This is a genomic window from Micromonospora noduli, from assembly GCF_003264475.1.
Classification (GTDB): domain Bacteria; phylum Actinomycetota; class Actinomycetes; order Mycobacteriales; family Micromonosporaceae; genus Micromonospora; species Micromonospora noduli.
Genome location: NZ_PYAC01000033.1, coordinates 80,761 through 106,194 on the forward strand (window position 1 = coordinate 80,761; position 25,434 = coordinate 106,194).

At 71.9% G+C, this 25,434-nt stretch carries 25 protein-coding genes; 13 read left to right on the forward strand and 12 right to left on the reverse strand.

The window, feature by feature from the left end:
- Nucleotides 1–35: 35 nt before the first annotated feature.
- Nucleotides 36–1,451 carry an NADP-dependent succinic semialdehyde dehydrogenase gene (locus tag MED15_RS25040; protein ID WP_112584651.1) on the reverse strand — a complete coding sequence of 472 codons (1,416 nt, stop codon included), beginning with the start codon at nucleotides 1,449–1,451 and terminating at the stop codon, nucleotides 36–38.
- Between the two features lie 12 nt (nucleotides 1,452–1,463).
- A complete protein-coding gene (locus MED15_RS25045; RefSeq protein ID WP_091401582.1) occupies nucleotides 1,464–1,727 on the reverse strand; it encodes a DUF6343 family protein in 264 nt (87 codons plus the stop codon).
- 122 nt (nucleotides 1,728–1,849) lie between these two features.
- Between MED15_RS25045 and MED15_RS25050 the strand changes: the two genes are divergently transcribed.
- Together MED15_RS25050 and MED15_RS25055 are read left to right on the forward strand one after the other, a co-directional pair.
- Nucleotides 1,850–2,443, forward strand: a complete 594-nt coding sequence (locus tag MED15_RS25050; protein ID WP_112584652.1) for an antibiotic biosynthesis monooxygenase — start codon at nucleotides 1,850–1,852, stop codon at nucleotides 2,441–2,443.
- Between the two features lie 120 nt (nucleotides 2,444–2,563).
- A complete protein-coding gene (locus tag MED15_RS25055; RefSeq protein WP_112584653.1) occupies nucleotides 2,564–3,415 on the forward strand; it encodes a GDSL-type esterase/lipase family protein in 852 nt (283 codons plus the stop codon).
- 18 nt (nucleotides 3,416–3,433) lie between these two features.
- On the opposite strand, the gene MED15_RS25060 is transcribed toward MED15_RS25055, so the two are convergent.
- The 3 genes from MED15_RS25060 to MED15_RS25065 form a co-directional block, all read right to left on the reverse strand.
- Nucleotides 3,434–4,189, reverse strand: a complete 756-nt coding sequence (locus MED15_RS25060; RefSeq protein ID WP_112584654.1) for an EcsC family protein — start codon at nucleotides 4,187–4,189, stop codon at nucleotides 3,434–3,436.
- Nucleotides 4,190–4,238: 49 nt separating this feature from the next.
- Nucleotides 4,239–4,385 carry a hypothetical protein gene (locus MED15_RS33620; RefSeq protein ID WP_167457721.1) on the reverse strand — a complete coding sequence of 49 codons (147 nt, stop codon included), beginning with the start codon at nucleotides 4,383–4,385 and terminating at the stop codon, nucleotides 4,239–4,241.
- A 106-nt stretch (nucleotides 4,386–4,491) separates the two neighbouring features.
- Nucleotides 4,492–5,352, reverse strand: a complete 861-nt coding sequence (locus tag MED15_RS25065; protein ID WP_112603784.1) for a peptidase M23 — start codon at nucleotides 5,350–5,352, stop codon at nucleotides 4,492–4,494.
- Nucleotides 5,353–5,759: 407 nt separating this feature from the next.
- On the opposite strand from MED15_RS25065, the gene MED15_RS25070 reads away from it, so the two are divergent.
- From MED15_RS25070 to MED15_RS34340, 5 genes are all read left to right on the forward strand, one after another.
- Entirely contained in the window at nucleotides 5,760–6,680 is a 921-nt protein-coding gene (locus MED15_RS25070) for a proteasome assembly chaperone family protein (RefSeq protein ID WP_091401570.1), read from the forward strand.
- Nucleotides 6,681–6,717: 37 nt separating this feature from the next.
- Complete coding sequence (locus MED15_RS25075; RefSeq protein ID WP_112584656.1) at nucleotides 6,718–7,515, forward strand: exodeoxyribonuclease III; 798 nt, start codon at nucleotides 6,718–6,720, stop codon at nucleotides 7,513–7,515.
- 17 nt (nucleotides 7,516–7,532) lie between these two features.
- Complete coding sequence (locus tag MED15_RS25080) at nucleotides 7,533–7,850, forward strand: antibiotic biosynthesis monooxygenase family protein (RefSeq protein ID WP_112584657.1); 318 nt, start codon at nucleotides 7,533–7,535, stop codon at nucleotides 7,848–7,850.
- 250 nt (nucleotides 7,851–8,100) lie between these two features.
- Entirely contained in the window at nucleotides 8,101–8,682 is a 582-nt protein-coding gene (locus tag MED15_RS25085; protein WP_244220570.1) for an alpha/beta fold hydrolase, read from the forward strand.
- A gap of 27 nt (nucleotides 8,683–8,709) precedes the next feature.
- Nucleotides 8,710–8,976, forward strand: coding sequence for an alpha/beta fold hydrolase (locus MED15_RS34340; protein ID WP_244220571.1), 267 nt, complete (start codon nucleotides 8,710–8,712; stop codon nucleotides 8,974–8,976).
- 19 nt (nucleotides 8,977–8,995) lie between these two features.
- On the opposite strand, the gene MED15_RS25090 is transcribed toward MED15_RS34340, so the two are convergent.
- Together MED15_RS25090 and MED15_RS25095 are read right to left on the reverse strand one after the other, a co-directional pair.
- Nucleotides 8,996–9,661, reverse strand: a complete 666-nt coding sequence (locus MED15_RS25090) for a class F sortase (RefSeq protein WP_244220572.1) — start codon at nucleotides 9,659–9,661, stop codon at nucleotides 8,996–8,998.
- A 299-nt stretch (nucleotides 9,662–9,960) separates the two neighbouring features.
- Complete coding sequence (locus MED15_RS25095; RefSeq protein ID WP_373861068.1) at nucleotides 9,961–10,731, reverse strand: hypothetical protein; 771 nt, start codon at nucleotides 10,729–10,731, stop codon at nucleotides 9,961–9,963.
- A gap of 130 nt (nucleotides 10,732–10,861) precedes the next feature.
- On the opposite strand from MED15_RS25095, the gene trmB reads away from it, so the two are divergent.
- The 4 genes from trmB to MED15_RS25115 all read left to right on the forward strand — a co-directional run bounded on the left by trmB (nucleotide 10,862) and on the right by MED15_RS25115 (nucleotide 16,110).
- On the forward strand, nucleotides 10,862–11,569 hold the full coding sequence (trmB, locus tag MED15_RS25100) for a tRNA (guanosine(46)-N7)-methyltransferase TrmB (protein WP_373861202.1): 708 nt from the start codon (nucleotides 10,862–10,864) through the stop codon (nucleotides 11,567–11,569).
- A gap of 112 nt (nucleotides 11,570–11,681) precedes the next feature.
- Complete coding sequence (locus tag MED15_RS25105) at nucleotides 11,682–14,195, forward strand: DEAD/DEAH box helicase (protein WP_112584661.1); 2,514 nt, start codon at nucleotides 11,682–11,684, stop codon at nucleotides 14,193–14,195.
- Nucleotides 14,196–14,351: 156 nt separating this feature from the next.
- Complete coding sequence (locus MED15_RS25110) at nucleotides 14,352–14,996, forward strand: hypothetical protein (protein ID WP_112584662.1); 645 nt, start codon at nucleotides 14,352–14,354, stop codon at nucleotides 14,994–14,996.
- 220 nt (nucleotides 14,997–15,216) lie between these two features.
- A complete protein-coding gene (locus MED15_RS25115) occupies nucleotides 15,217–16,110 on the forward strand; it encodes a type IV toxin-antitoxin system AbiEi family antitoxin (RefSeq protein ID WP_146766746.1) in 894 nt (297 codons plus the stop codon).
- 135 nt (nucleotides 16,111–16,245) lie between these two features.
- On the opposite strand, the gene MED15_RS25120 is transcribed toward MED15_RS25115, so the two are convergent.
- Genes MED15_RS25120 through MED15_RS25135 form a run of 4 tightly spaced genes read right to left on the reverse strand, consistent with a single transcriptional unit; the run spans nucleotide 16,246 to nucleotide 20,285 of the window.
- Nucleotides 16,246–17,193 carry an ABC transporter substrate-binding protein gene (locus tag MED15_RS25120; protein WP_112584664.1) on the reverse strand — a complete coding sequence of 316 codons (948 nt, stop codon included), beginning with the start codon at nucleotides 17,191–17,193 and terminating at the stop codon, nucleotides 16,246–16,248.
- Nucleotides 17,193–18,086, reverse strand: a complete 894-nt coding sequence (locus tag MED15_RS25125) for an ABC transporter ATP-binding protein (RefSeq protein ID WP_112584665.1) — start codon at nucleotides 18,084–18,086, stop codon at nucleotides 17,193–17,195. The genes MED15_RS25120 and MED15_RS25125 overlap by 1 nt, the downstream gene beginning before the upstream one ends.
- Nucleotides 18,087–18,105: 19 nt before the next feature.
- Nucleotides 18,106–19,242 carry a FecCD family ABC transporter permease gene (locus MED15_RS25130; protein WP_244220573.1) on the reverse strand — a complete coding sequence of 379 codons (1,137 nt, stop codon included), beginning with the start codon at nucleotides 19,240–19,242 and terminating at the stop codon, nucleotides 18,106–18,108.
- A complete protein-coding gene (locus MED15_RS25135; protein WP_112584666.1) occupies nucleotides 19,239–20,285 on the reverse strand; it encodes a FecCD family ABC transporter permease in 1,047 nt (348 codons plus the stop codon). Before MED15_RS25135 ends, MED15_RS25130 begins: the two co-directional genes overlap by 4 nt.
- Nucleotides 20,286–20,426: 141 nt before the next feature.
- Here MED15_RS25135 and MED15_RS25140 point away from each other — a divergent pair, with 141 nt between their 5' ends.
- Entirely contained in the window at nucleotides 20,427–20,786 is a 360-nt protein-coding gene (locus MED15_RS25140) for a YciI family protein (protein ID WP_112584667.1), read from the forward strand.
- 11 nt (nucleotides 20,787–20,797) lie between these two features.
- Here MED15_RS25140 and MED15_RS25145 read toward each other — a convergent pair whose 3' ends face one another.
- A complete protein-coding gene (locus tag MED15_RS25145; protein WP_112584668.1) occupies nucleotides 20,798–21,190 on the reverse strand; it encodes a cytidine deaminase family protein in 393 nt (130 codons plus the stop codon).
- 143 nt (nucleotides 21,191–21,333) lie between these two features.
- Between MED15_RS25145 and hrpA the strand changes: the two genes are divergently transcribed.
- Nucleotides 21,334–25,404, forward strand: a complete 4,071-nt coding sequence (gene hrpA / locus MED15_RS25150; protein ID WP_112584669.1) for an ATP-dependent RNA helicase HrpA — start codon at nucleotides 21,334–21,336, stop codon at nucleotides 25,402–25,404.
- Nucleotides 25,405–25,434: the final 30 nt, after the last annotated feature.

A 25,434-nucleotide genomic window follows, 5' to 3' on the forward strand; every position in this document is an offset into this window, starting at 1 on the left:
ACGACGGCACCGGCTGACGCGTGCCGCGCCCCGAACTACTCGGCGTGCGCGCCGGCGCCGGCCGAGGCGGCGCCCTCGCCCACCCAGACCGTCTTGGTGTTGCAGAACTCCCGCATGCCCAGCGCCGACAGCTCCCGCCCGTACCCGGAGTTCTTCACACCGCCGAACGGCAACTCGGGGTACGAGGTGGTCATTCCGTTGATGAAGACGTTTCCGGCGTCCAGGTCGGTGGCGAAGCGCTCCTGCTCGGCCAGGTCCCGGGTCCAGGCGTTCGAGCCGAGCCCGAAGCTGGTGCCGTTGGCGACCTCGATCGCCTCCTCGTACGACGAGACCCGGAACAGGCCGGCCACCGGGCCGAAGACCTCCTCGGACCACATCCGCATCTGCGGGGTGAGGTCGGTGACCACTGTGGGCGGGTAGAACCAGCCGTCGCCGCTCGGCGGCTCGCCGCCGCAGAGCACTGTCGCGCCGTTGTCCACCGCGTCGCGGACCTGGGCGTGCACCTCGTCGCGGCCACGCTCGCTGGCCAGCGGCCCGACGTCGGTGTTCGGGTCCATCGGGTCGCCGACGCGCAGCGCGGCCATGTTGGCGGCGAACTTCTCGGCGAAGGCGTCGAACACGTCGGTGTGCACGATGAACCGCTTCGCGGCGATGCAGGACTGGCCGTTGTTCTGGCAGCGGGCGGTGGTGGCGACCTCGGCGGCCCGGTCCACGTCGGCCGAGGGCATCACCACGAAGGGGTCGCTGCCGCCGAGTTCGAGGACTGTCTTCTTCAGCTCCCGCCCGGCGATCTGCGCGATGGACCGGCCGGCGGGCTCGCTGCCGGTGAGCGTTGCGGCGCGTACCCGGGGGTCGCTGAGGATGTGGTCGACGGCCTCCGAGTCGACCAGCACCGTGGTGAAGGCCCCCTCGGGAAAGCCAGCTCGCCGGAACACGTCCTCCAGCAGCAGCGCGGTCTGCGGCACGTTCGAGGCGTGCTTGAGCAGGCCGGTGTTGCCGGCCATCAGCGCCGGGGCGGCGAAACGCATCACCTGCCAGAGCGGGAAGTTCCACGGCATCACCGCGAGCACCACGCCGATCGGCTGGTAGCGGATGAAGGCCCGGGTGGCCTTCACGGCGTCGGCGTCGGCGGGCTCGTCGGCGAGGAACGCGGGGGCCTTGTCGGCGTAGAAGCGGGCGGCGGAGGCGCACTTGGTCACCTCGGCCTGCGCCGCGACGTACGTCTTGCCCATCTCCGTGGTCATGATCCGGGCGATCTCGTCGCGCTCGGCGTCGAGCAGGTCGGCCGCAGCGTTCATCCACTGGGCGCGCTGGTCGACGGTCGTCGCCCGCAGCTGGTGGAACGCGAGGTCGGTGCGCTCGATGGCGTCGTCGAGTTGCTCGGTGGACATCGCCTCATAGGTCTTGAGCACCTGTCCGGTGGCGGGGTTGGTGGTGGCGATGTGGGGCATTCCGTCCTCCTGTCACTCGAACAACGAGTGTCGTACGCCCGGCTCCTCGCGGCGGCGGGCGGCGCGGCGGCGCTGGATCACGACCAGGTCGACCACGGCGACCACGGCGAAGATCGCGCAGAGTACGCCGAGCCAGGCGATACCGGCCCAGAACGCCAGCACCGCGAAGAGCACCATGATCACCAGCCCGAAGCTGGCGAGGGTGAGCCGAAGGTTCAACGCGCTGTTCGCGTGGCCGACCGTGCCACGGGCGCGCCGGGGCTGCGATCTCGTCATACCCACCGATCTACCCCCGATCGGCCGGATTAACCGGTACCGCGCGCCCGCACACCCGCACCTGCCGGTGTGCTCCGGCACATCCGTTCGCGCCGCGGCCTCGTCGACCGCAGGATGGGCGCATGTCAATGACCCTCGCCGTGCCGGTGACCGTCTCCATCGCCCGCCGCGTCGATCCCGGCCGGGCCAGCGAGATGGTGGCCTGGATGCGGGCCGGCACGGCGCTGGCCGAGGCGTTCCCCGGTTTCCTCGGCGCCGGCTGGGTGCAGAGCGGCCCCGGTTCGCCGGAGTGGCACATGCTCTACCGCTTCGCCGACGCCGAGACGCTGCGCCGGTGGGAGGAGTCGCCGCAGCGGCACTGGTGGCTCAGCTCGGCGCAGGGCATCGTCGAGCACACCCGTGTCGAACGGCGTACCGGAATCGAGGGCTGGTTCGACAGGCCGCTGGAGCACTCGGTGGACCCGGTGGAGCCGGCCCCGCCCGCGTCGCCGCCCCGCTGGAAGCAGGCGGTGACCATCTGGCTGGCGTTCTTCCCCCTGAGCCTGACCGCCACCCTGCTGACGAGCCGCTTTCTCGACGCGGTGCCGCTGGCGGCCCGGGTGCTGCTGATGACGCTCTGCCTGACCCCGCTGATGACCTATCTGGTGCTGCCCCGGATCACCCGGGCGTTGCACTGGTGGCTGCACGGTCAGCGGGCACCGTGGCGGGACGCATAGCACCCCCACGGCTTCCGCGTCGGCACTCTGCCGCATACCCGACAGCAACTTCCCGGCAAACCACATCCTGCGCATAGAGTTACCGCGCTGTCGCTCTGTGCTGCGGGAACGGGAGACGTCATGCCTCGACGCTGGGTCGCCGCGCTGGCCTGTCTCGCGGCGCTGGTCGCGCTGGCGTGCGAGGGCGGCAACTCCGCGGAACCCCGCCCCACCACGAGCGCCCCGCCGTCGAGCGGGCCGGGCGGCATCGCCGCCCTCGGCGACTCGATCAGCACCGGCTTCGCCTCCTGCCTGGTGCTCACCTCCTGCGAGCGCAACTCCTGGTCGACCGGGGACGGGCTGCGGGTGCAGAGCCACTACCGGCGGCTGCTCGAACAGAATGCGGCGATCCGCGACCGGACGTACAACCATGCCCGTCCCGGCGCCCGCGCGGACGCCCTGGCGGGTCAGGCCCAGGCGGCGGTACGCGACCGCGCCGACTACGTCACAGTGCTGATCGGCGCCAACGACGTCTGTCGGGGTGGGGTGGACGCGATGACGCCGGTGGCCCAGTTCCGGGCCGACGTCGACCGGGGGCTGCGGGTCCTGCGGACCGGCCGGCCGAAAGCCCGGGTGCTGGTGGTGAGCATCCCCGACCTGTACCGGCTCTGGGAGGTCGGGCACGACGACGCCCGGGCGACCCGCGCGTGGCGGCGGGGCATCTGCCCGGCCCTGCTGGCCGACGCGACCTCGACCGCACCCGCCGACCGGGCCCGCCGGGCCGCCGTCCGGGACCGGATCGACGCGTACAACGCCGAGTTGAAGGCGGCCTGCCGGGCGTACGGATCACGGTGCCGGCACGACGGCGGCGCGTTGCACAAGGTCCGGTTCACCCTGGACCTGCTCAACCCGCTGGACTGGTTCCACCCCAACGCCACCGGTCAGGGCCGCATCGCCGAGGTGACCTGGCGCTCCTCCGGCCTGGCCAGCTGAACGAGCCCGGACGGGCCGTCAGGGTTGGCGCGGCTCGGGGACGGCGTTGCCGCGGGAGCCGTAGAGGGCCCGGGATCGCTGGGCGAGATCCTTTGTAGCCGACGAGTTGGCCCAGGTGCCGAGCACGATGGCCGCACCGGGGACGATCTTGGCGACCATCCGCTTCGCGGCCCGGACGCCGGCCATCTGGGCCAGCCGGATGCCGAGCTGCAGCATGACCCGACCGAGCGGACGCTGGCCGCCCAGGCCGAAGAGCGCGTCGGCGCGTTCCCGGCCGGCGGCCACGCCGAGCGCCAGCCGGGCGCTCTCGGCGACCTTGTGCACCCGCTGGAGCACCAGCAGGTCGGTGGCCCGGTCATTGTGCAGGGGGTCGACGTCGTACGCGGCGGCGATGTGCAGCACCATCCGCGCCTGGGTCCAGGCCAGCACGCCCACGTCGATCACGGCGCCGGGCAGCCCGGCGGCGCCGGAGACCGCGCCGGACAGCCGGGCCAGGTTGACGAACTTGCGGGCCGCCTGGTCGGCCAGGACATCGGCGGAAGCCCCGGGCTGCTCGGCCCGGGCACGGGCGGCCCACTGCACGGCTTCCGGCCCGAGGCGGCGAACCGCCTCCAGGGCAAGGTGCTCCGGCGCGTACTGCGGGTCGTCACGCATCCGGTCCCAGAGTCGGGCCGGCGGACCCTCGGGGGCGTCCACCGACCCGGCCGGCAGGTCGACGGACGGCTGCGGAGTAGGGGCGGCGGGCTGACCGCCGACGGGCGGAGTGTCGGTCACCAGGTCTCCCCAGGGGTGGAAACGGTGGACAGGGCGGCCGATGGAGCGGTCAGCGGCGGCGGTTGGACAGCCGAGCCGCCAACCCCTTCAGCTTCTGCTGGTTGCCCGGCTTGGCCATCTCTCGACGACCTCGCTCGACCAACTGCTGCCCCTTCGGCGATCTCAGGAACGTGGTGATCCGCTGCATCAGTGACATGACGTCCTCCTGTCGATGGTCCCGTAGTCATGTGTACCCCGAACCCGCAACACATGTACCCGGGATGCGACAGCCTCAACCCTGACCGTCCATAGTGGGCGGTAGGTTACCGCCCCGCCGGCACGATGGCGTCAACGACCCGGGTGGCCCTCCACTCGTGCTGCTGGTAGTGCTCGGGGTACGCGGAGACCTGCACCGCCTGGGCGGCGTCGGTGAGCCGCATCCGCTGCCAGCCGGGCACCTGCTCCAGCGCGCTGAGGAACTGCCGGGCGGCGAACTCGGGGTCCATCAGCCGCTCCACCGGGCCCCAGCCGCTGCTGGAACGCTGTTGGAACAACCCGACCGAGTCGTGGTCCCAGCCGACGCCCTGGTGCGGATAGTCCTGCGACTCGGGCAACACGCCGCTGGCCACGTTGTAGAGGTTGCTCTCCTGCATGGCGGTGGCCACCGCGATCACCAGACCCCGGCGCGGCACACCCATCTTGCGGCCGGTACGGACGATCGCCTCGGCGTTCTCCATCTGGTCCTCGTCCAGCCCGGCGACGGGCGCCGGGTCGGTCGGGCGAGCGGGGGCGACCTTGCGGGCCGGCGCGCTGGTGTCCGGGTCGGCGGGGCTCGCCGCGGCGGACTGGGCGGCGGCGGAGGCGCTCGGGGCAGCCGTGCGGTCGAGGGAACGGGAGGCGCGCTGCTGCTCGGCGCGCTGCGCCAGCTCGGAGCTGGAGAGCGATCCACTCCGGGTCGCCGCGTCGGCGTTCTCGTCACGAACCTGGACGACGGCGGTCAGACCGAGGCAGCACACCACACCGGTGGCCAGCGCCATCTGTGCCCGGCGTCGACCGGTCAGGTCCCGGGCGTACGCCCGGAGCCGGCTCGCGGTGGTTGTCCGTTCGGTTGAGGTGCCATCCTCCGTATCGGCAGTGGGCCTACTCGGGGCGTACGGGTCGTCGAGGGTGCCGTCGTCACGCATCAACCGAGGCTAGGCAGGTGAAAACCCTGATCACGCACGGTGATCACGTGGCGCTCGACACAGATCGGAGCCGCACTGGTGGACGACCCGGGCGGGGTGACCCGCCCGGGGAACTAACCTCGCGTACCGGATGAAGCTGGCGCCGCACGCGGACCGGCACGGGCCCGGACAAGGCCGGCCATTCCACCGCCGAGCCTGACATGATCGACAAACTCGGCCTTTGGGCCGAACCGCCCCTCGGCCGATCGGCCTGGTGGCGTAAACAGCCGATTGGTCCGGTCACGCCCACCACCCGGCCAACGGATCGCCCGACGCAGGAATGCACCAGGATGGCGGGTACGTTGCCCGAACGGGTGCCCTCCGTCGCGACGGCGCCCCGCAGGCACATTTCAGGGAGGTCCGCACCGGTGCTCGACCCACACGAGCTCTACCAGCTCACCGACGATCTGCCCGACCTCGGGCAGCCGGTCCTGATCCAGGCCCTCACCGGGTTCGTGGACGCCGGAAACGCCAGCCGACTGGCGCGTGAGCAGCTACTCACCTCGCTGGAGGGTCGGCCGATCGCCACGTTCGACGTCGACCAGCTCTTCGACTACCGATCGCGACGACCGGTGATGACCTTCGTCGAGGACCACTGGGAGAGCGTCGACGCGCCCAAGCTGGAGCTGCACCTGCTGCAGGACGACGACGAGACCCCGTTCCTGCTGCTCACCGGCCCCGAACCGGACCTGCAGTGGGAGCGTTTCGTGGCCGCCGTCGCCGGGCTCGCCGCCCGGCTGGACGTCCGGCTCACCGTGGGGCTCAACTCGATCCCGATGGCGGTCCCGCACACCCGGCCGACCGGGGTGACCGCGCACGCCACCCGCCCCGAACTGATCGCCGGCTACGAGCCCTGGTTGCAACGCGTCCAGGTGCCCGGCAGCGTCGGTCACCTGCTGGAGTTCCGCCTCGGCGAGCAGGGCCGCGACGCGCTGGGCTTCGCCGCCCACGTGCCGCACTACGTGGCGCAGACCGAGTACCCGGCAGCCGCCGAGGTGCTGCTCACCTCGGTGTCGCGCAGCACCGGGCTGCTGCTGCCCGGCGACGGGCTGCGCTCGGCCGCCGAGGTGGTCCGGGTGGAGATCGACCGGCAGGTCGCGCAGACCGAGGACGCCGCGGCGCTGGTCCAGGCCCTGGAGGAGCAGTACGACGCGTTCGCCCGAGGTCGGGGCGAGAAGAGCCTGCTCGCCCCGGATGCCGGCCCGCTGCCCACAGCCGACGAACTCGGCGCCGAACTGGAACGGTTCCTGGCCGAACAGACCCGTCCCGGCGACACCCCGGGCAGCTGACAGGGCGTCACGGCGGCGGATGCGGCAGGCTGGGGGCATGCGCCTGGCGACCTGGAACGTCAACTCGGTGAAGGCCCGCCTACCCCGGCTGCTGGAGTGGCTGGCCGACACCGGGCCGGACGTCGTCTGCCTGCAGGAGACGAAATGCCCGGACGGCGCCTTCCCGGCGACCGAGGTGGGCGCGCTGGGCTACACCGTGGCCAGCCACAGTGACGGCCGGTGGAACGGGGTGGCCATCCTGTCCCGGGTGGGGCTGGGCGACGTCCGGGTCGGGTTCGCCGGTGAACCCGGCTTCCCCGAGCCGGAGGCCCGAGCCATCTCCGCCACCTGCGACGGGGTGCGGGTCTGGTCGGTGTACGTGCCCAACGGCCGGACGCCGGACGACCCGCACTACGCGTACAAGTTGGCCTGGTTCGCGGCGCTGCGTGACGCGCTGGACGCGGAGCTGGCCGGCGGGGTGCCGCTGGCGGTCTGCGGCGACTTCAACGTCGCCCCGACCGACGCCGACGTCTGGGACCCGGCGGTCTTCACCCACTCCACGCACGTCACCCCGGCCGAGCGGGCAGCCCTCGCGGCGCTGCGCGACCTGGGCCTCAGCGACGTCGTGCCCACCCCGATGAAGGGCCCGCACCCCTTCACCTACTGGGACTACCGGGCCGGCATGTTCCACCAGAACAAGGGCATGAGAATCGACCTGGTGTACGCGTCCGCGCCGTTCGCCCGAGCGGTCCGCTCCGCGTACGTGGACCGCGAGGCCCGCAAGGGCAAGGGCCCCTCCGACCACGCGCCGATCGTGGTCGACGTGGACCTGGTCCCGGCGGTCGAGACGTTCTGAGTGGCTAGGGTGGGCAGATGGCAGTCGTGAAGATCAACGCAATCGACGTCCCGCCCGGTGGCGGCGCGGAGCTGGAGAAGCGGTTCGCCGCCCGGGCCGGCACCGTGGAGAACTCCCCCGGTTTCCTCGGCTTCGAACTCCTCCGCCCGGTGGCCGGCGAGACCCGCTACTTCGTCTACACGAAGTGGGAGAGCGAGGAAGCGTTCCAGGCGTGGGCCGCCGGCCCCTCACGCGCCGCCCACGCCACCGCTCCCGGCGACAAGCCCCGTCCCCCGGTCTCCACCGGCGCCAGCCTGCTGGAGTTCGAGGTGGCGCTGCACGTCCCCCAGCCCTGACCATCCACGCGGCCTGATCCACTCCGGTTCAGTGAAACCGGGGTGTCCGAGTCCGTGGGACACCGCGACATCAAGGATCCCTTGTCGATCACCACCGCGGGGCTGGGCCGCGCCTCAGCCAAAGGACGCCGGGCCGGACGTTTCCGTTGCTAGCGTCGAAGCGGCCCGAGCGGTAGCCGGGCACCAGTCGCCCTGCCCGCCGGCACAGGCCGTTCACGCTGGGCGGTCCCAGGAAGGTGCGGGGTCGGCCATGTTCGACGGCTTCGAAGAGTTCGACATCGACACGCCCGGCGCGACGATCCACGAACGCCGCGGCGGGAGTGGGCCGCCCGTTCTGCTGCTGCACGGCATCCCCGAGACGCACCTCATGTGGCATCAGGTCGCACCACGGCTCGCCGAGCACTACACGGTCGTCGCCACCGACCTGCGGGGCTGGGGCGACAGTGGCAAGCCTCCGAGCAGTCTGGATCACGAGCCGTACAGCATGCGAGCCATCGCCCGCGACCAGGTCGCGGTGATGCGGAGCCTGGGCCACGAGCGGTTCGGACTCGTCGGCCACGATCGCGGGGCGCGCTGCGCGTACCGTCTCGCACTCGACGAGCCGGACGTCGTCACTCGGCTGGCCGTGATGGACGTGGTGCCCATCGGGGACGTCTACGACCGCGCCAACCGGACGTTCAGCCTCTCCTACTGGGTCTGGTCCTTCCTGGCGGCGCCCGCGCCGGTGCCCGAGCAGTTCATCGACGCGGCGCCCGCGGTGCTCGTCGACTTCATGCTCGACACCTGGCCCGAGGTGCAGGACGCCTTCCCCGCCGAGGTCCGGACGGCGTAGGTCAAGCAGTTCAGCGACCCCGCTACCGTGCACGCGATCTGCGAGGAGTTCCGCGCCGCCGCGACGCTGGACTACCAGCAGGACGAGGCGGATCGCGGGAACCGGAAGATCACCTGTCCGGTGCTGTTTCTCTGGAGCCAACGCGGCCAGGTCGCGAAGCTCTACGACGACCCGCTCGCGATCTGGCGGGAGTGGGCCGACGACGTACGCGGCGAGCCGGTCGGGGCCGGGCACTTCATTCCGGAGGAAGCCCCCGACGAGACCACCCGCCAACTCCTGGCCTTCCTGAGCTGACGCCGGGCCGAGGGTCGGCTCAGGACTTGCGGGAGGACTGGAGGGTGGCGAACGCGATGACGTTGTCGGCGTAGCCGGTGCGGCCCCCGATGAACTGCCCACCGCAGGTGATCAACCGCAGCCCGGGTGGCCCGTCATGGCCGTAGATCCGCTCGGCGGGCAACTGGTCCTTCGGGAAGTGCTCGACGGTGTCGACCCGGAACACCACCACCGACTCGTCCGCCCGGGCCACCTCGATCAGGTCGCCGGGGTGCAGCTTGCCCAGGTCGTAGAAGACCGACGGGCCGGCCTTCGTGTCCACGTGCCCGACGATCACCGCAGGGCCAGCCTCACCGGGGGTGGGCCCCCGGTCGTACCAGCCGGTTTCGTTGTGCCGTTCCAGCGGCGGTACGGCGATCGAGCCGTCCCGTGCCTGCCCGACGGGCGCCACCGGCGCGGTCACCTTGATCGCCGGCACCGAGAGGCGTACCGGGCGACTGGCCGACAACCCGACCGACTCACTGCGGGCCGGCCGGTCACCGCCGGTCGGGGCCAGGTCGAACGGGCCTACCGAACGGCCCAGCCCGGCCCCCGTCGCGAAGACCCCCGCCAACACCAACACCACGGCCAACGGTACGGACCAGGGGCTGCGACCTGAGGGACGACTACGCCGGGGGGCAACGGCGGTCGGCGGACGCGCAGCCACCGACGGGCGGTCGGGATCCGGCGGGCGGTCGGGATCCGGCGGACGCTGGCGATTTGGCGGGCGCTGGGGACCTGGCGGGCCGTCGGAGTCCGCCCAATCGTCGTCCAGCGGCAGCCGAACGTCATCGGGCGGCAAGGCAGGGCGGCCGGCGAACGGCTGGCGGGCAGCGTCCGGAGGCGAGGCGGGGCGGCCGGCGAACGGCTGGCGGGCAGCGGCCGGCGGCGAGGCGGGACGACCGGGCGACGGCGGGCGTGAACGGGCCGGCGGCGGCGTGGGGCGGAAGATCTCCATGGCGGGCCTCAGCGACGCGCGGCGGCTCGGGGGCGGCGCAGCGCCATCACGGCGAGGACCAGCCCGGTGATGATCAGTGCCGCACCGCCGGGCAGCAGCAGCTTGCCGGTGATCCCGCCGCTGCTCCCACCGAAGCCGGTCGCCGGACCCCGACTCGGCTGGTTGGGGATCTTCTTGACCACCTGGAGCATTGTCGAGGCGGTCTCGCCGTCGCGACACTCCAGCTTGACCCGGTAGTTGCCGGGACGGGTGCGCTCGCGGACCATCGGCGCGGCGGTGAGCACCCCGCGCTGCGGCTGCACGCCGACCGCCCCGAAAGCGTCGGAGACCACTGTGGCGCCCACCGAGTTGTCCCGACAACTGGCCCGGATGCCGACCAGGTAACCGGGCTGCACAGTGCTGGGGCTCACCTCGACGAAGATGTCCACCGCCGGAGACGGTTGGGGCGCTCCCCCGGGCAGCCCTCCGGGCTGCGGCGCGGGCGCGACAGCAACGGCCTGCTCGGGCACGGGCGCGACGGCAACGGCCTGCACCGGCGCGACGGCAACGGCCTGCACGGGCGCGACGGCAACAGCGTGCTCGGGCACGGCAAGAACGGCACCAGGCCGCTCGGGCACGGGAAAGACGGCGACGGCAGGCTCGGATGCGGCAAGGGCAACGGCGGCAGGCTCAGGCACCGCGAGGGCGGGCGTGGCGAGGGCGGGCGTGGCGGCCAGCAGGGGGCCGGCCAGCACGGTCACCAGCGACAGGGTCACGACGCCGCGGGTCACTGTCACGATGCCCCCTCTCGACGCCGTGCGGCCGGGTCGGGCGGTGGAGCACCCGACCTGCCGTACCAGTTGGATCCTCTCATTTCCGGTCGCACATCACATCCGATCCGCCGGCGACGTCGCGTACGCTCGGGTCGCTGTGACCGCCACCGACCATGACCCCGCCGTCCCGCCCGCGAGCCGGACGATCCGCACGTTCCACCCCCGCCGGGGTCGGATGAGCGACCGGCAGACCGACGCGCTGAGCCGGCTCTGGCCCGCGTACGGCCTGGATGTGCCGGACGGACCTGTCGTGCCCGTCGACCTGGCCGCCCTGTTCGGTCGCCGGGCGCCCGTGGTGCTGGAGATCGGCTCGGGCATGGGCGACAGCACCGCTGCGATGGCTACTGCCGACCCGGATCGAGATTATCTGGCGGTCGAGGTGCACACGCCGGGAATCGCCAACCTGCTCGACCTGGTGGAGCGCGGTGGCCTGCGCAACGTGCGGGTAGCGCAGGGTGACGCGTTGTCCCTGGTCAGCGGCTTGCCCGAGGGCGTGCTGGACGCCGTGCACGTCTTCTTCCCGGACCCGTGGCCGAAGTCCCGCCACCACAAGCGGCGGCTCATCCAGCCGGCGCACGTGACGCTGCTGCGGTCCCGGCTGCGCTCCGGCGGCATGCTGCACTGCGCGACCGACTGGGCCGAGTACGCCGACGTGATGCGGGAGACCCTCGACGCGGACCCGGAGCTGGTGGACGCGTACGGCGGCTTCGCACCGCGGCCGGCGCACCGACCGGTGACGAAGTTCGAGCGGCGAGCGATCAGGGCCGGTCGGCCGGTCGCCGACCTGCTGTACCGCCGACGGTGACCGGCGAAACGCCCCAACCGCGACGCGGCGGAGCATTCGGGACGCCCGGACGGGGGTCCGGTGCAGGCCGGGTTGGCGTACCGGGGCATGATCCAGGCACCATGGACAGGCTATGACGCTCACCGCCGCGCTGCCGACAAGCGCCGACCCCGACACCCTCTTCGACGCGTTCGCCGGCTGGGCGAAGGAGCGCGGCCTCGACCTCTACCCCCATCAGGAAGAGGCGGTCATCGAGATCGTCTCCGGCGCCAACCTGATCATGAACACGCCCACCGGCTCGGGTAAGAGCCTGGTGGCGATCGCCGCGCACTTCGCGGCCCTCGCCGACAGCCGGACCACCTTCTACACCGCGCCGATCAAGGCGTTGGTGTCGGAGAAGTTCTTCGCGCTCTGCGAGGTCTTCGGCGCCGAGAACGTCGGCATGCTCACCGGCGACGCCAGCGTCAACGCCGACGCCCCGATCATCTGCTGCACCGCGGAGATCCTGGCGAACCTGGCGCTGCGAGAGGGCACGAAGGCCGACGTCGGCCAGGTGATCATGGACGAGTTCCACTTCTACGCCGAGCCCGACCGGGGCTGGGCGTGGCAGGTGCCGATCATCGAGCTGCCGCAGGCCCAGTTCATCCTGATGTCCGCCACTCTGGGGGACACCACCCGCTTCGTCGACGACCTGACCCGGCGCACAGGGCGGCCCACCGCCGTCGTGCGCACGGCGGAGCGGCCGGTCCCGCTCATCTTCTCGTACGCGATGACGCCGCTGCACGAGACGCTTGAGGAGCTGCTGGAGACCAAGCAGGCCCCGGTGTACGTGGTGCACTTCACACAGGCCGCCGCGCTGGAACGCGCCCAGGCGCTGACCAGCGTCAACGTCTGCACCCGCGCCGAGAAGGACATGATCGCCGAGGCGATCGGCGGTTTCCGGTTCACCGCCGGCTTCGGCAAGACGCTGTCCCGGCTGGTCCGGCACGGCATCGGCGTGCACCACGCCGGCATGCTGCCCAAGTACCGCCGCCTGGTGGAGACCCTCGCCCAGGCCGGCCTGCTCAAGGTCATCTGCGGCACCGACACCCTCGGCGTCGGCATCAACGTGCCGATCCGCACCGTGCTGTTCACCGGCCTGTCCAAGTACGACGGGGTCCGCACCCGGCTGCTGAAGAACCGGGAGTTCCACCAGATCGCCGGGCGGGCCGGCCGGGCCGGCTACGACACCATCGGCCGGGTCGTGGTGCAGGCCCCGGAGCACGTCATCGACAACGAGAAGGCCCTCGCCAAGGCCGGCGACGACCCGAAGAAGCGGCGCAAGGTGGTCCGCAAGAAGCCACCGGAGGGCTCGATCGGCTGGGGCCAGCCCACCTTCGACCGACTTGTCGACGCCGAGCCGGAGCCGTTGACCTCCAGCTTCCAGGTCAGCCACTCGATGCTGCTCAACGTCATCGGCCGGCCCGGGGACGCGTTCACCGCGATGCGGCACCTACTCACGGACAACCACGAGGAGCCCGCCGCGCAGCGCCGGCACATCCGCCGCGCAATCGCCATCTACCGGGCTCTGCGTGCCGGCGGGGTCGTCGAAGAGCTGCCCGAGCCGGACGAGACCGGCCGGCGGATCCGGCTCACCGTCGACCTCCAGCTCGACTTCGCCCTCAACCAGCCGCTCTCCCCCCTCGCGCTGGCCACCATCGAGCTGCTCGACGCCGAGTCCCCGTCGTACGCGCTCGACGTGTTGAGCGTGATCGAGTCGATCCTCGATGACCCGCGGCAGATCCTCTCCGCGCAGCAGTTCAAGGCGCGCGGCGAGGCGGTCGCCGCCATGAAGGCCGAGGGCATCGAGTACGAGGCGCGCCTCGAACTGCTCGACGAGGTGACCCACCCGAAGCCCCTGGCCGAGCTGCTGGAAGCCGCGTACGAGATGTACCGGCAGGGGCACCCCTGGGTCGCCGACCACCAGCTCTCCCCCAAGGCCGTCGTCCGCGACATGTACGAGCGGGCCATGACCTTCACCGAGTACGTGCAGTTCTACGGGCTGACCCGCTCGGAAGGTCTCGTCCTGCGCTACCTGGCCGACGCGTACAAGACGCTGCGCCAGACCGTGCCCGAGGACGCCAAGACCGAGGAACTGATCGACCTCATCGAGTGGTTGGGCGAGCTGGTCCGCCAGGTCGACTCCAGTCTCATCGACGAGTGGGAGCGGCTGCGCAACCCGTCCGACGTGGCCGAGGTGGCCCAGGCGCACGCCGCCCTGACCGATCGGCCACCGGCGGTGACCCGCAACGCGCGGGCGTTCCGGGTGCTGGTGCGCAACGCGCTGTTCCGACGCGTCGAGCTGGCCGCTCTACGCCGCTGGGACCTGCTCGCCGAGTTGGACGCCGAGGACGGCTGGGACTACGACGCGTGGGCCGACGCCCTGGCGCCGTACTTCGAGGCGTACGACTCGATCGGGGTCGGGCCGGACGCCCGCGGTCCGGCGCTGCTCATGATCGAGCAGGGCCGGGAGCGGTGGACCGTACGGCAGATCTTCGACGACCCGGACGGCGACCACGACTGGGGCATCAGCGCCGAGATCGACCTGGTGGCCTCGGACGAGGTCGGCGCGGCGGTCGTGCGGATCACCGACGTCGGCCAGCTCTAGCGAGCGCCTCGACAGGGGGTCGTCCGTACGCCGGACGGCCCCCTTTGTCGCGTCTTCCGCACCCCTTCTTTGGCTGGGCGATGTCAGACCTGTCGATTAGAATGTATGTACTAATCGAGTTCCTGACCTGCAGGATTACGATCCGGGAGGACGCCCGTGACCGCGCCCGCCTCCACGCCCCTCACCCCCTACGCGACACTGCTCGGTTTCACCCGCTACGTCGACCGCACCGGCCCCACCAAGGCGACCTTCGTCGGCGGGCTGCGCAAGCAGCGCGCCAGCCGGTCCGGCTTCAACCCGCACGGCCAGTTCGTCAAGGCGCTCAAGGCCGACATCGCCTTCCACACCGGCGGCACCCACCTGGCCGGGGTGGCCGACATCGTCAAGCCACGATGGCGCCCGCTCTACCAGGCGCTCGTCCCCGGTGCCACGACCTGGCTGCACTCGCTCGGCGAGCCGACCGCCGTCGATCTCGCCCAGACCCGTGACGCCCTGGCCATGCTCGGCGACCTGCCCGTCAAGATCAACCCTCACTTCGGGGTACGCCACGCCGACGGCCGCGCCGAAGCGGTCCGCCTGCACTTCGACGAGGCCCCACCGAGCGAGGAGTCGGTGCTCGCCACCCTGCACCTGATGGCCCGACACATGGACGCGGTGCTCCCGCACGCCGAGCCGGTCCTGGTCGACGTCCGCCGCGGCCTGGCCCACCGCATGCCCACCGATGCCAAGCCCGACCAGATCGAACGATGGCTCTCCGGCGAGGCCGCCGCCTTCCGCGCCATCTGGTCCACCGCCGCCTAACCCCACCTCCACGCCCCACGCCCCACGCCCTCCACGCGCCTGCCCGGCAAGATCGCTCTCCATCCGCCCAAGATCCGCGCAACTTCAGGGATGCTGCTGTCTCGCGTCGCGAGAAGGCAGCAAGAACAGCGAAGTTGCGCGGATCTTGGCGTTCCGGCCCTGGTTCAGGGTTATCCACAGGGGCTGCGGGCGAATGCGAACGCCGGTCATGGTGTCTGTCATGCCTGTTCCCCCACGACGGCCGGCGAGCCTGCAGGGACGCGTCTTTCGCGGCTCCCGCGTCGTTGCCCAAGGCCTGTTGACCCGGACGGAGCTGCGCAGCAGGGCGTGGCGTCCGCTGTTCCGGGATGTCTACGCCGATGCCCGGCTGGCGGTCACCCACCGCACTCGTTGTGCCGCCGCGGCACGGTGGGTTCTGCCACCGGGTGCAGCGATCGCTGGTCGCAGTGCGGCGGCGCTGTACGGCGCGGCGTCGGTCGCCGACCATGAGCCCATCGATGTGCTCGTGCCCGCTGGCACGCGGTTCGGTCCGGTCTCAGGGCTCGTCGTGCACACCGGTGCGATCGCCGCGACCGACGTAGCGGTACGTCAGGGCATCCCGGTGACCACGCCGACGCGCACCTGTTGGGACCTGGCCCAGTGGCTACCAACGGAGGACGCCGTCGCCGTCGTGGATCGCCTTGCCAACCAACGGCTGGTGGCGCTACCTCAACTGCGCGCGGACTCCCGAACATGGATCGGCAACCGGGGTTGGAAGCGGATGGCGCGCGTGGCTGAGCTGGCCGACGCGGGCGCGGAGTCGATCCCAGAGTCCCGGCTCCGCGTGCGGATAGTGCTCGCCGGGGTGCCGACGCCTGTGACGCAGTTCGTGGTGGAGCGCGATGGGAGGTTCTTGGCCCGTCTCGATCTGGCGTGGCCACACCTCAAGGTCGCCGTCGAGTACGACGGGTTGTGGCATGACGATCCCGACCAGTTCCATCGAGACCGACGCCGCCTCAACCGACTGCTCGGTGAGGACTGGATCGTCCTGCACGTCACCGCGAAGCGGTTCCGCGAGGACTTCGACGGCTTCCTCGCCGAACTTCGTCAAGCCCTCCGGTCCCGCTCCCGCTGACTCTGCCTCGGGACCCAGACACACCAAGATCCGCGCAACTTCGGGGATCCTGTTGCCTGAACAGCTCGCGAGGCAGCAGTTTCACCGAACTTGCGCGGATCTTGGAAGGAACGGCGCGGGTGCGCGGGCGGTGTGTCAGGCGGCGGGGAGGTACTTGGCCAGGTCGTCGAGGATCTTGTTGGCGGCGCCGACGCCGATGCCGGTCATCCAGACCTCGTCGGAGACGGGGTACGCCTTGCCGGCCTTGACCGCGCCGAGGCCCTTCCACAGCGTCCCGCCCGCGACCTTGGTCTGCTCGGCGGCGGCCTTGTCGCCGTACGCGGTCACGAAGATGACGTCACCGTCGACCTCGTTGATCCGCTCGGGGCTGACCAGGTCGAAGCGCTTGTCCTCCTTGTTGGCGAGCAGCTGCCGCTCGGGGCGGCCCAGGCCGGTGTCGCCGATGACGATGCCGGAGAACGAGTCCGGGCCGTACACCCGGATGTTGCCGGGCAGGAACCGCACGATGGAGACCTTGCGCGCGGCGGCGTCGCCGAGCGTCGCACCGAAGTCCTTGGCCCGCTTCTCGTACGTGGCGAGCAGATCCTTGGCCTGCTGCTCGCGGCCGAGCGCCTTGCCGTCGAGGAGGAGGTTGTCCTTCCAGGTGATGCCCACCTTTTCGGTGAACACGGTCGGCGCGATGGCGGCCAGCTCGTCGTAGAACTTCTCCTGGCGGAACTTGCTGCCGAGGATGAGGTCCGGCTTCAGCGCGTTGATCGCCTCCAGGTCGGGCTCGGTGAGCACCCCGACCTCCTTGATGCCGGCGAGCTTGTCCGCGCCGAAGTAGGTGGGCCAGCTCTTCGCCTCACCGGCGGTGGCCGCACCGACGGGCGTGATGCCCAGCGAGAGCGCCGTGTCGATCTTGTCGGTGTCGAGCACGACGACGCGCTTGGGCTCGGCCGGGACCTTGGTGGTGCCCATGGCGTGGGTGATCTCCCGGGTGTCCCCGGTGGTGGAGCCGGCGACCGGGTCGCTCTCACCGCAGGCGGTGAGGCCGGCGCCGAGGGCGACGGCCGCGGCGAGAGCTGCGACGAGACGACGCATCAGAGTCCTTTCGAGGGGTGCGAGCCGGCGAGCGGGTTGGCCGCGTCGCCGGTGGAGGGTCGGGCGTCCGGCACGGACGCCGTCGACGAATCGGGGTCTTTCACAGCCGGAGCGTTGCCACCGGTGTACGCGGGCACCACCAGCGGCGCGCCGGTCACCGGGCAGGGCACGACCACGCAGGCCAGCCCGAAGACGTCGCGGACCAGGTCGGCGGTGAGGATCTCCCGGGGCGGGCCGGCCGCGACCACCGCGCCGGCGCGCATGGCGACCAGGTGGTCGGCGTAGCGGGCGGCCTGGTTCAGGTCGTGCAGGACGGCGACCACGGTGCGGCCCCGCTCGGAGCGCAGCCGGTGCAGGAGGTCCAGCACCTCCACCTGGTGGGCCAGGTCGAGGAAGGTGGTCGGCTCGTCCAGCAGCAGGGCGTCGGTGTCCTGGGCGAGGGTCATGGCGATCCACACTCGTTGCCGCTGACCGCCGGAGAGGCTGTCCACCGGTCGGTCGGCCAGGTCGGTGACGTCGGCGAGCGCCATCGCCTGGTCCACCGCGGCGCCGTCCTCCGACGACCACTGCCGCCACCACCGCTGGTAGGGCTGTCGGCCGCGCCCGACCAGGTCCGCCACAGTGACGCCCTCGGGCACCAGCGGGCTCTGCGGCAGGACGCCGAGGCGGCGGGCGACCTCCCGGGTCGGCAGGTCGCGGATGGCGGTGCCGTCCAGCAGCACCGTGCCGCGGCGGGGGGTGAGCAGCCGGGCCATCGTGCGCAGCAGGGTGGACTTGCCGCACGCGTTGGGTCCGACGATCACGGTGAACGCGTCGGTGGGCAGGTCGAGGTCGAGCCCGTCGAGCACGGTTCGCTCGTCGTAGCCGGCGACCAGGTCGCGGGTGGAGAGCATCACACGACTCCTTGAGGCGTCACGACGACCGCCGCCGGCCACGCAGCAGCAGGAAGATCAGGTACGGGCCGCCGATCGCGGCGGTCAGCACACCGGCGGGTAGTTGGGTGGGTGCGAACAGGCGCCGGCCGGCCAGGTCGGCCAGCACCAGCAGGAGGGCGCCGAGCAGCGCCGCGCAGACCAGCGGCGGTCGTTCGGCGCGTACCAGGCGACGGGCCACCTGCGGGGCGACCAGCGCCACGAAGTCGACGGCGCCGACCTGGGCGGTGACCATCGCGGCGACGAGTACGCCGGTGCCGGCGAGGCCGATCCGACGGGCCACCGGGCGCAGCCCGACGCCCCGGGCGGTGTCGTCGTCCAGGGCGGTGCTGTTCAGCGCCCAGCCGGCCCAGGCCAGCACCGGCAGTAGCACCAGCAGCGTGCCGGCGATCCAGGCGGCTTCGGTCCAGCCCTTGCCGGCCAGGGTGCCGATCAGCCAGATCTGCGCGCGCAGTCCGTCGATCGGATCGGCGGTGAGCATCACCACCTCGGTGAGCGCCCGGAAGCCGAACGCGACCGCCACCCCGGCGAGCACGAACCGCTGCGCGGCCAGCCCGTGCCGGGCACCGAGGGCGAACAGCAGCACCGCCGCGAGCAGCCCGCCCACCAGTGCGGTGGGCGCCACCAGCACCGCGGCCATTCCGCTGGTCAGGGCCACGGTCGCGGCGAGGCCGGCGCCCTGGGTGATGCCGATGACGTCCGGGCTGGCCAGTGGGTTGCGGGCCACGCTCTGGATCAGCGTGCCGGCCACGCCGAAGGCGGCGCCGGCCACGGCCGCCAGCACGACCCGCGGCAGCCGAAGATCAAAGACCACGAGGTCGTACGGGGTGCCAGCTCCGGACAGGGCGCGCAGCACGTCCGCCGGGGCGACGTACGGGGTGCCCAGCGAGAGGCTGAGCACGACGGCCAGCAGGAGCAGCACGGTCAGCACGGCGGCCACCAGTACCGCGCGACGGCGGATCAGCAGGCTGACCGGGCCGACCCGCAGCAGCGACCGCCCGGACAGCCGAGCACCGTCGGCACCAGGCGGGCCGGCGGCCGCGACGGTCGACAGGCCAGCGGACCCAGCCGGCCTGGTCGGGTCAGCGGGGCCGGAGGGACGGCGGGTGGTGGTCACGCGGTCACCACCTTGGCGCGGCGGACCAGCACGGCCAGCAGTGGCGCGCCGATCAGCGCGGTGACGATTCCGGCCGGGATCTCGCCGGGCGGGGCGACGAGCCGACCGACGATGTCGGCGGCGAGCAGCAGCGCCGGCCCGAGCAGGGCGGAGACGGCGAGGGTCCAGCGGTGGTCCGCGCCGACCAGGGCGCGGGCCAGGTGCGGCACGGCCAGCCCGACGAACGCGACAGGTCCGGCGGCGGCCACCGCGGCACCTGTCAGCAGCACGGCGGCGAGGCCACCACCGAGGCGGACCAGGCCGATCCGGTGGCCGAGACCACGGGCCACGTCATCGCCGAGGGCCAGCGCGTCCAGGCCCCGGGCCACCAGGGCGGCCAGCACCAACCCGACGAGGACGAACGGCAGCACCTGTGCGGCGACCGACAGGTCCCGTCCGGCCAGCCCGCCGACCACCCAGAAGCGGTACTCCTCGAAGGTGCGGGCGTCGATGCTGAGCAGCGCGTACACCCCGGAGGCCAGGCTGGCGTCGAGCGCCGCGCCGACCAGCGCGAGGGTGACCGGGCTGGCGCCCTCGCGGGCGCGGGTGGCGATGGCGAAGACCAGCAGCCCGGCGATCAGGGCCCCGGCGATGCCGAACCAGACGTACCCGGCGAGCGTGCCGACGCCGAAGACGGAGATCGCGAGCACCACCCCGAACGACGCGCCCGCGCTGATGCCGAGGATGCGCGGCTCGGCGAGGGGGTTGCGGGTGAGCGCCTGGAACAGCACCCCGGCCACGGCGAGCGCGAGCCCGACCGCGAGGCCGAGCGCGGTCCGGGGCATCCGCAGCTCACGGACGATGGTGCTGGCGTCGCCGCCGTCCGGCGCGACGAGCGCGTGCCAGACCTGGTCGACGCCGAGTTGTCGGCTGCCGAGCGCGAAGCTGGCCAGCACGGTGAGCAGCAGCACCAGCGCGGCCCCGACGGTGACTGCCACCCGGCGGCCGGTGCGGGTGCCGGACCGGTTGCGGGCCGGGGTCGGCCGGGTGGTGAGGGTGGTCACGAGTCTCCTGCATGTTCACGCTTAGGTTCGCCTAACCTTAGCCGCTCAGTTGAGGGGCACCTAACTGGCACTTATCGATCCGCGACAGGCTGAGCAGGGCAGACGCCCGCGCGAAGAGGGCGGCGCACCTAGGGTTGGCTCATGCGATTCGACCAGCACACGGTCGTCCTGCTGACCCGGCCGTCGGACCCGCCGGACCTGCCGCAGGACGCGATCGACCGGTTGCGGGACGCGCACCTGGCCCACCAGGCGGGCCTCGTGCAGCAGGGGCTGGTGCTCGCGGCCGGCCCGTTCCTGCACCCCGACGACGAGCAGCTGAGGGGTTTCGTGGTGCTGTCCATCGCCCCGGACGAGGCACGCGCGCTGTTCGCCAACGACCCCGCCGTGCGGGCCGGTCGACTGGTCGCGCGGGTCACGTCGTGGCTGCTTCCGGAGGGCACCCTGCGGTTCGAGAGCGTGCCGGTGCCGCAGTCGATGCTGGAGGCGGCCTCCGGGGACTGATCCGGGCCCGGTCAGCCGGCCGAGCCGCTGCCGGCCTCCGCCGGCAGTTCACCGAGCGGGACCACCCGCAGGGCGTCCATCGGGCCGACGACGACCCGCAGTTCCGGGAAGTAGTCCCGTAGCACCTGCTGGCACCGGTCACAGGGCGCGACGATCTCGCGGCCACGGTCGGCGACCGTGACGATCGTCTCCAGCGCGGTGACGCCCTGGGTGGCGGCCGTGCCGATCACGACAAGTTCGGCGCAGGCCCCTCCGGTGGCGTGCTGGACGTTCACGCCGGTGAAGACCCGCCCGTCCGCGGTCCGGGCCGCCGACGCGACAGTGTGGTGCTGGCTGCGGCAGCGCAGCTTGGAGACCGCCGTGGCGGCCTGCACCAACGCACGGTCGGTGTCGCGCATCTCCATCCGGCTCCCCCAGCGCTCGATGTCGGCCGCCAACTCTAGGGCCCGCTCGTGGCCGTCAAGGGACCGGAGGTGGCCGTCGGGGAGCCGGTCGCTCGGTAACCCAGGGGCGGTGCGCCGCCCGGCTGCCTATCCTTGGGCACGACATGCAGAATCCAACCGCCTCCGTCGCGTCCGACCCCGTTCGCGAGCTGCACCGCCGCCTCACACCTCTGATGTTCCGCGACCAGCGCCGGCTCCAGCGGCGACTGGACGGTGCCCGCAAGCTGCGCGACCCGCAGCGTCGGGAAGCGGCGCTGACCGAGATCACCGCCGACCTGGTCCGGGCCGAGCAACGGCTTGCCGCCCGGCAGGCGGCGGTGCCCGTGATCACGTACCCGGCGGGCTTGCCGGTCAGTGAGCGCAAGGACGACATCGCCGCTGCCATCCGCGATCACCAGGTGGTGATCGTGGCGGGCGAGACCGGCTCCGGCAAGACCACCCAGATCCCCAAGATCTGTCTGGAGTTGGGGCGCGGGGTGCACGGCCTGATCGGGCACACCCAGCCCCGGCGGTTGGCCGCCCGGACGGTGGCCGACCGGATCGCCGACGAGCTGGGCACCGAGTTGGGCGACGTGGTCGGCTACAAGGTGCGCTTCACCGACCAGGTCAGCGAGCGCAGTCTGGTGAAGCTGATGACCGACGGCATCCTGCTGGCCGAGTTGCAGACCGACCGGATGCTGCGCCAGTACGACACGCTGATCATCGACGAGGCGCACGAGCGCAGCCTCAACATCGACTTCATCCTCGGGTACCTGCGGGAGCTGTTGCCCCGACGACCCGACCTCAAGGTGATCATCACCTCGGCGACCATCGAGACCGACCGGTTCGCCCGGCACTTCGCCGGGCCACCCACTGCCGACGAGCCGGAGGGCGTGCCCGCGCCGGTGGTCGAGGTCTCGGGGCGTACCTACCCGGTGGAGGTGCGCTACCGGCCCCTCGTCGAGCTCGCCGAGGGCGAGGAGGACGGCGACGGCGACGGCGACGAGGAAACCGTCCGCGACCAGATCCAGGCGATCGGCGACGCCGTCGAGGAGTTGGCCGCCGAGGGCCCCGGCGACATCCTGGTCTTCCTCAGCGGTGAGCGGGAGATCCGGGACACCGCCGACGCGCTGGGCAAGCTGGTGCAGAAGAAGCGCTCGCTGCTCGGCACCGAGATCCTGCCGTTGTACGCCCGGCTGTCCTCCGCCGAGCAGCACCGGGTCTTCGCCGCGCACTCCTCGCGCCGGGTGGTGCTCGCCACCAACGTCGCGGAGACCTCGCTGACAGTGCCCGGCATCAAGTACGTGGTGGACCCGGGCACCGCCCGCATCTCCCGCTACTCCAGCCGGCTCAAGGTGCAGCGGCTGCCGATCGAGCCGATCTCCCAGGCGTCGGCCAACCAGCGCAAGGGCCGCTGCGGTCGTACGTCGGACGGCATCTGCATCCGCCTCTACGACGAGCAGGACTTCCTCTCCCGGCCCGAGTTCACCGACCCGGAGATCCTGCGGACCAACCTGGCGTCGGTCATCCTCCAGATGACCGCGATCGGGCTCGGCGACCTCGCCGCGTTCCCGTTCATCGACCCACCGGACAAGCGCAACATCACCGACGGCGTGAACCTGCTGCACGAGCTGGGCGCGTTGGACCCGACCGAGGCCGACCCGGCGAAGCGGCTCACCGCGCTCGGCCGGCGGCTGGCCCAGTTGCCTGTTGACCCGCGCCTGGCCCGGATGGTGGTCGAGGGCGAACGCAACGGCTGCGCCACCGAGGTGCTGGTGATCGCCGCCGCGCTCTCCATCCAGGACCCGCGGGAGCGGCCCGCGGAGAAGCAGGCCCAGGCGGACCAGGCGCACGCCCGGTTCGCCGACAAGGAGTCGGACTTCGTCGCCTTCCTCAACCTGTGGCGCTACCTGCGCGAGCAGCAGCGGGAGCTGTCCTCCAGCGCGTTCCGCCGGATGTGCAAGGCGGAGTACCTGAACTACCTGCGCATCCGCGAGTGGCAGGACATCGTCAGCCAGCTGCGCCAGGTGCTGCGTACCCCGCAGGAGGGTGACCGGCGTGGCGGGCGGCCGGCGCGCGACAGCTCGGACGACGCGGACGCCGGCCGAGGCCGCCGGGGTGGCGCGGACCTGCCGGAGGAGATCGACACCCCGAAGGTGCACCAGTCTCTGTTGCCCGGCCTGTTGTCGCACATCGGCCTGAAGGACGCCCAGAAACACGAGTACCTGGGGGCGCGGGGCGCGAAGTTCGGGATCTTCCCCGGGTCGGCGTTGTTCAAGAAGCCGCCGCGTTGGGTGATGGCCGCCGAGTTGGTGGAGACCTCCCGGCTGTGGGGGCGCATCGCCGGCCGGGTCGAGCCGGAGTGGGTCGAGCCGCTGGCGCAGCACCTGGTCAAGCGCAGCTACAGCGAACCGCACTGGGAGAAGAAGCAGGCCGCGGTGATGGCCTACGAGAAGGTCACCCTGTACGGCGTCCCGCTGGTCAGCTCCCGCAAAGTCAACTTTGGGCGGATCGACCCGACGCTGAGCCGGGAGCTGTTCATCCGGCACGCCCTCGTCGAGGGCGACTGGCAGACCCACCACCAGTTCTGGGCGGACAACAAACGGTTGCTCGCCGAGATCGAGGAGTTGGAGAGCCGGGCCCGACGCCGGGACATCCTGGTCGACGACGAGACCATCTTCGGCTTCTACGACCAGCGGATCCCGGCCGACGTGTCCTCCGGCCGGCACTTCGACAGCTGGTGGAAGAAGACCCGCCGCGAGCAACCCGACCTGCTCACCTTCACCCGTGACCTGCTGATCAACGACGGTCGGCCGGGGGTGGACGAGGACGACTACCCGGACGAGTGGCAGGCCGACGGGGTGCGCCTGCCGCTGACCTACCGGTTCGAGCCGGGCACGCCGGACGACGGCGTCACAGTGGACATCCCGCTGCCGCTGCTCAACCAGGTGCCGGCGGAGACCTTCGACTGGCAGGTGCCGGGGCTGCGCGAGGAGACGGTGATCGCGCTGATCCGCTCGCTGCCCAAGGCGATCCGCCGCAACTTCGTCCCGGTGCCGGACTACGCCCGGGCCGCCCTGGCGGCGATCACTCCCGGCGAGGAGTCGCTGCTGGACGCGCTCACCCGGCAGCTGCGCCGGATGACCGGGGTGACAGTGCCCCGCGACGCCTGGGAGCCGGGCAAGCTCCCGGCGCACCTGCGGGTGACCTTCCGGGTCCTCGGCGACGACGAGAAGCCGGTCGCCGAGGGCAAGGATCTGCCGGCCCTGCAACGCCAACTCCGCCAGGAGGTACGCCAGGTGGTGGCGGCCGCCGCACCGGAGGTCGCCCGTACCGGGCTGCGCGAGTGGAGCATCGGCACGCTGCCCCGGACCATCGAGCAGGTCCGCGCCGGTTACGCGGTCACCGCGTACCCGGCGCTGGTCGACGAGGGCGCCACGGTCGGGGTGAAGGTGTTCGACTCCCCCGCCGAGGCGGAGGCGGCGCACTGGGCCGGCACCCGCCGGCTGCTGCGGCTCACCGTGCCGTCCCCGGCGCGGTTCCTGCAGGGTCGGCTGGACAACGAGGCGAAGCTGGCGTTGAGCCGCAACCCGCACGGCGGTGTGCAGGAGCTGATCGAGGACGCGGCGGGCGCCGCCATCGACCGGCTGATCGGTGTGGCGGGCGGGCCGGCGTGGGACGCCGACGGTTTCGCGGCCCTGCGCGAGAAGGTTCGCGCCGACCTGGTCGACACCGTCGTCGAGGTGATGGACCGGGTCCGCAAGGTCCTCGCCGCCGCGTACGCCGTCGAGCAGCGGCTCGGTGCGACCCGCAACCTCGCCGTGGTGGCGGCGCTGGCCGACATCCGCAGCCAGCTCGCCGGGCTGGTGCACGCCGGTTTCATCACCGAGACCGGGTACGCGCGCCTGCCCGACCTGCTGCGCTACCTCACCGCCATTGAGCGTCGGCTGGAGCGGCTGGGCGGCAACCCACAGCGGGACCGCCAGCAGCAGGACCGGATCGCTGTGGTGCAGAAGGAGTACGCCGACCTGCTCGCCAACCTGTCGCCGGCCCGCCGCCAGGAGACGGCCGTCCGGCAGATCCGTTGGATGATCGAAGAGCTACGGGTGAACGTCTTCGCCCAGGCGCTGGGCACTCCGTACCCCGTCTCCGAGCAGCGGATCTACCGGGCGATGGACGACGCCGAGGGCCGCTGACCCGGCCCGGCCACGTCGGCCGGGCCGGGT

Excerpts from the sequence above, each read along its gene's own strand:
- MED15_RS25040 (WP_112584651.1), bottom strand. The coding sequence starts at position 1,451 with ATGCCCCACATCGCCACCACCAACCCCGCCACCGGACAGGTGCTCAAG.
- MED15_RS25045 (WP_091401582.1), bottom strand. The coding sequence starts at position 1,727 with ATGACGAGATCGCAGCCCCGGCGCGCCCGTGGCACGGTCGGCCACGCG.
- MED15_RS25050 (WP_112584652.1), top strand. The coding sequence starts at position 1,850 with ATGTCAATGACCCTCGCCGTGCCGGTGACCGTCTCCATCGCCCGCCGC.
- MED15_RS25055 (WP_112584653.1), top strand. The coding sequence starts at position 2,564 with ATGCCTCGACGCTGGGTCGCCGCGCTGGCCTGTCTCGCGGCGCTGGTC.
- MED15_RS33620 (WP_167457721.1), bottom strand. The coding sequence starts at position 4,385 with ATGTCACTGATGCAGCGGATCACCACGTTCCTGAGATCGCCGAAGGGG.
- MED15_RS25065 (WP_112603784.1), bottom strand. The coding sequence starts at position 5,352 with ATGCGTGACGACGGCACCCTCGACGACCCGTACGCCCCGAGTAGGCCC.
- MED15_RS25075 (WP_112584656.1), top strand. The coding sequence starts at position 6,718 with ATGCGCCTGGCGACCTGGAACGTCAACTCGGTGAAGGCCCGCCTACCC.
- MED15_RS25080 (WP_112584657.1), top strand. The coding sequence starts at position 7,533 with ATGGCAGTCGTGAAGATCAACGCAATCGACGTCCCGCCCGGTGGCGGC.
- MED15_RS25085 (WP_244220570.1), top strand. The coding sequence starts at position 8,101 with ATGTTCGACGGCTTCGAAGAGTTCGACATCGACACGCCCGGCGCGACG.
- MED15_RS25105 (WP_112584661.1), top strand. The coding sequence starts at position 11,682 with ATGACGCTCACCGCCGCGCTGCCGACAAGCGCCGACCCCGACACCCTC.
- MED15_RS25115 (WP_146766746.1), top strand. The coding sequence starts at position 15,217 with ATGCCTGTTCCCCCACGACGGCCGGCGAGCCTGCAGGGACGCGTCTTT.
- MED15_RS25120 (WP_112584664.1), bottom strand. The coding sequence starts at position 17,193 with ATGCGTCGTCTCGTCGCAGCTCTCGCCGCGGCCGTCGCCCTCGGCGCC.
- MED15_RS25125 (WP_112584665.1), bottom strand. The coding sequence starts at position 18,086 with ATGCTCTCCACCCGCGACCTGGTCGCCGGCTACGACGAGCGAACCGTG.
- MED15_RS25140 (WP_112584667.1), top strand. The coding sequence starts at position 20,427 with ATGCGATTCGACCAGCACACGGTCGTCCTGCTGACCCGGCCGTCGGAC.
- MED15_RS25145 (WP_112584668.1), bottom strand. The coding sequence starts at position 21,190 with ATGGAGATGCGCGACACCGACCGTGCGTTGGTGCAGGCCGCCACGGCG.
- hrpA (WP_112584669.1), top strand. The coding sequence starts at position 21,334 with ATGCAGAATCCAACCGCCTCCGTCGCGTCCGACCCCGTTCGCGAGCTG.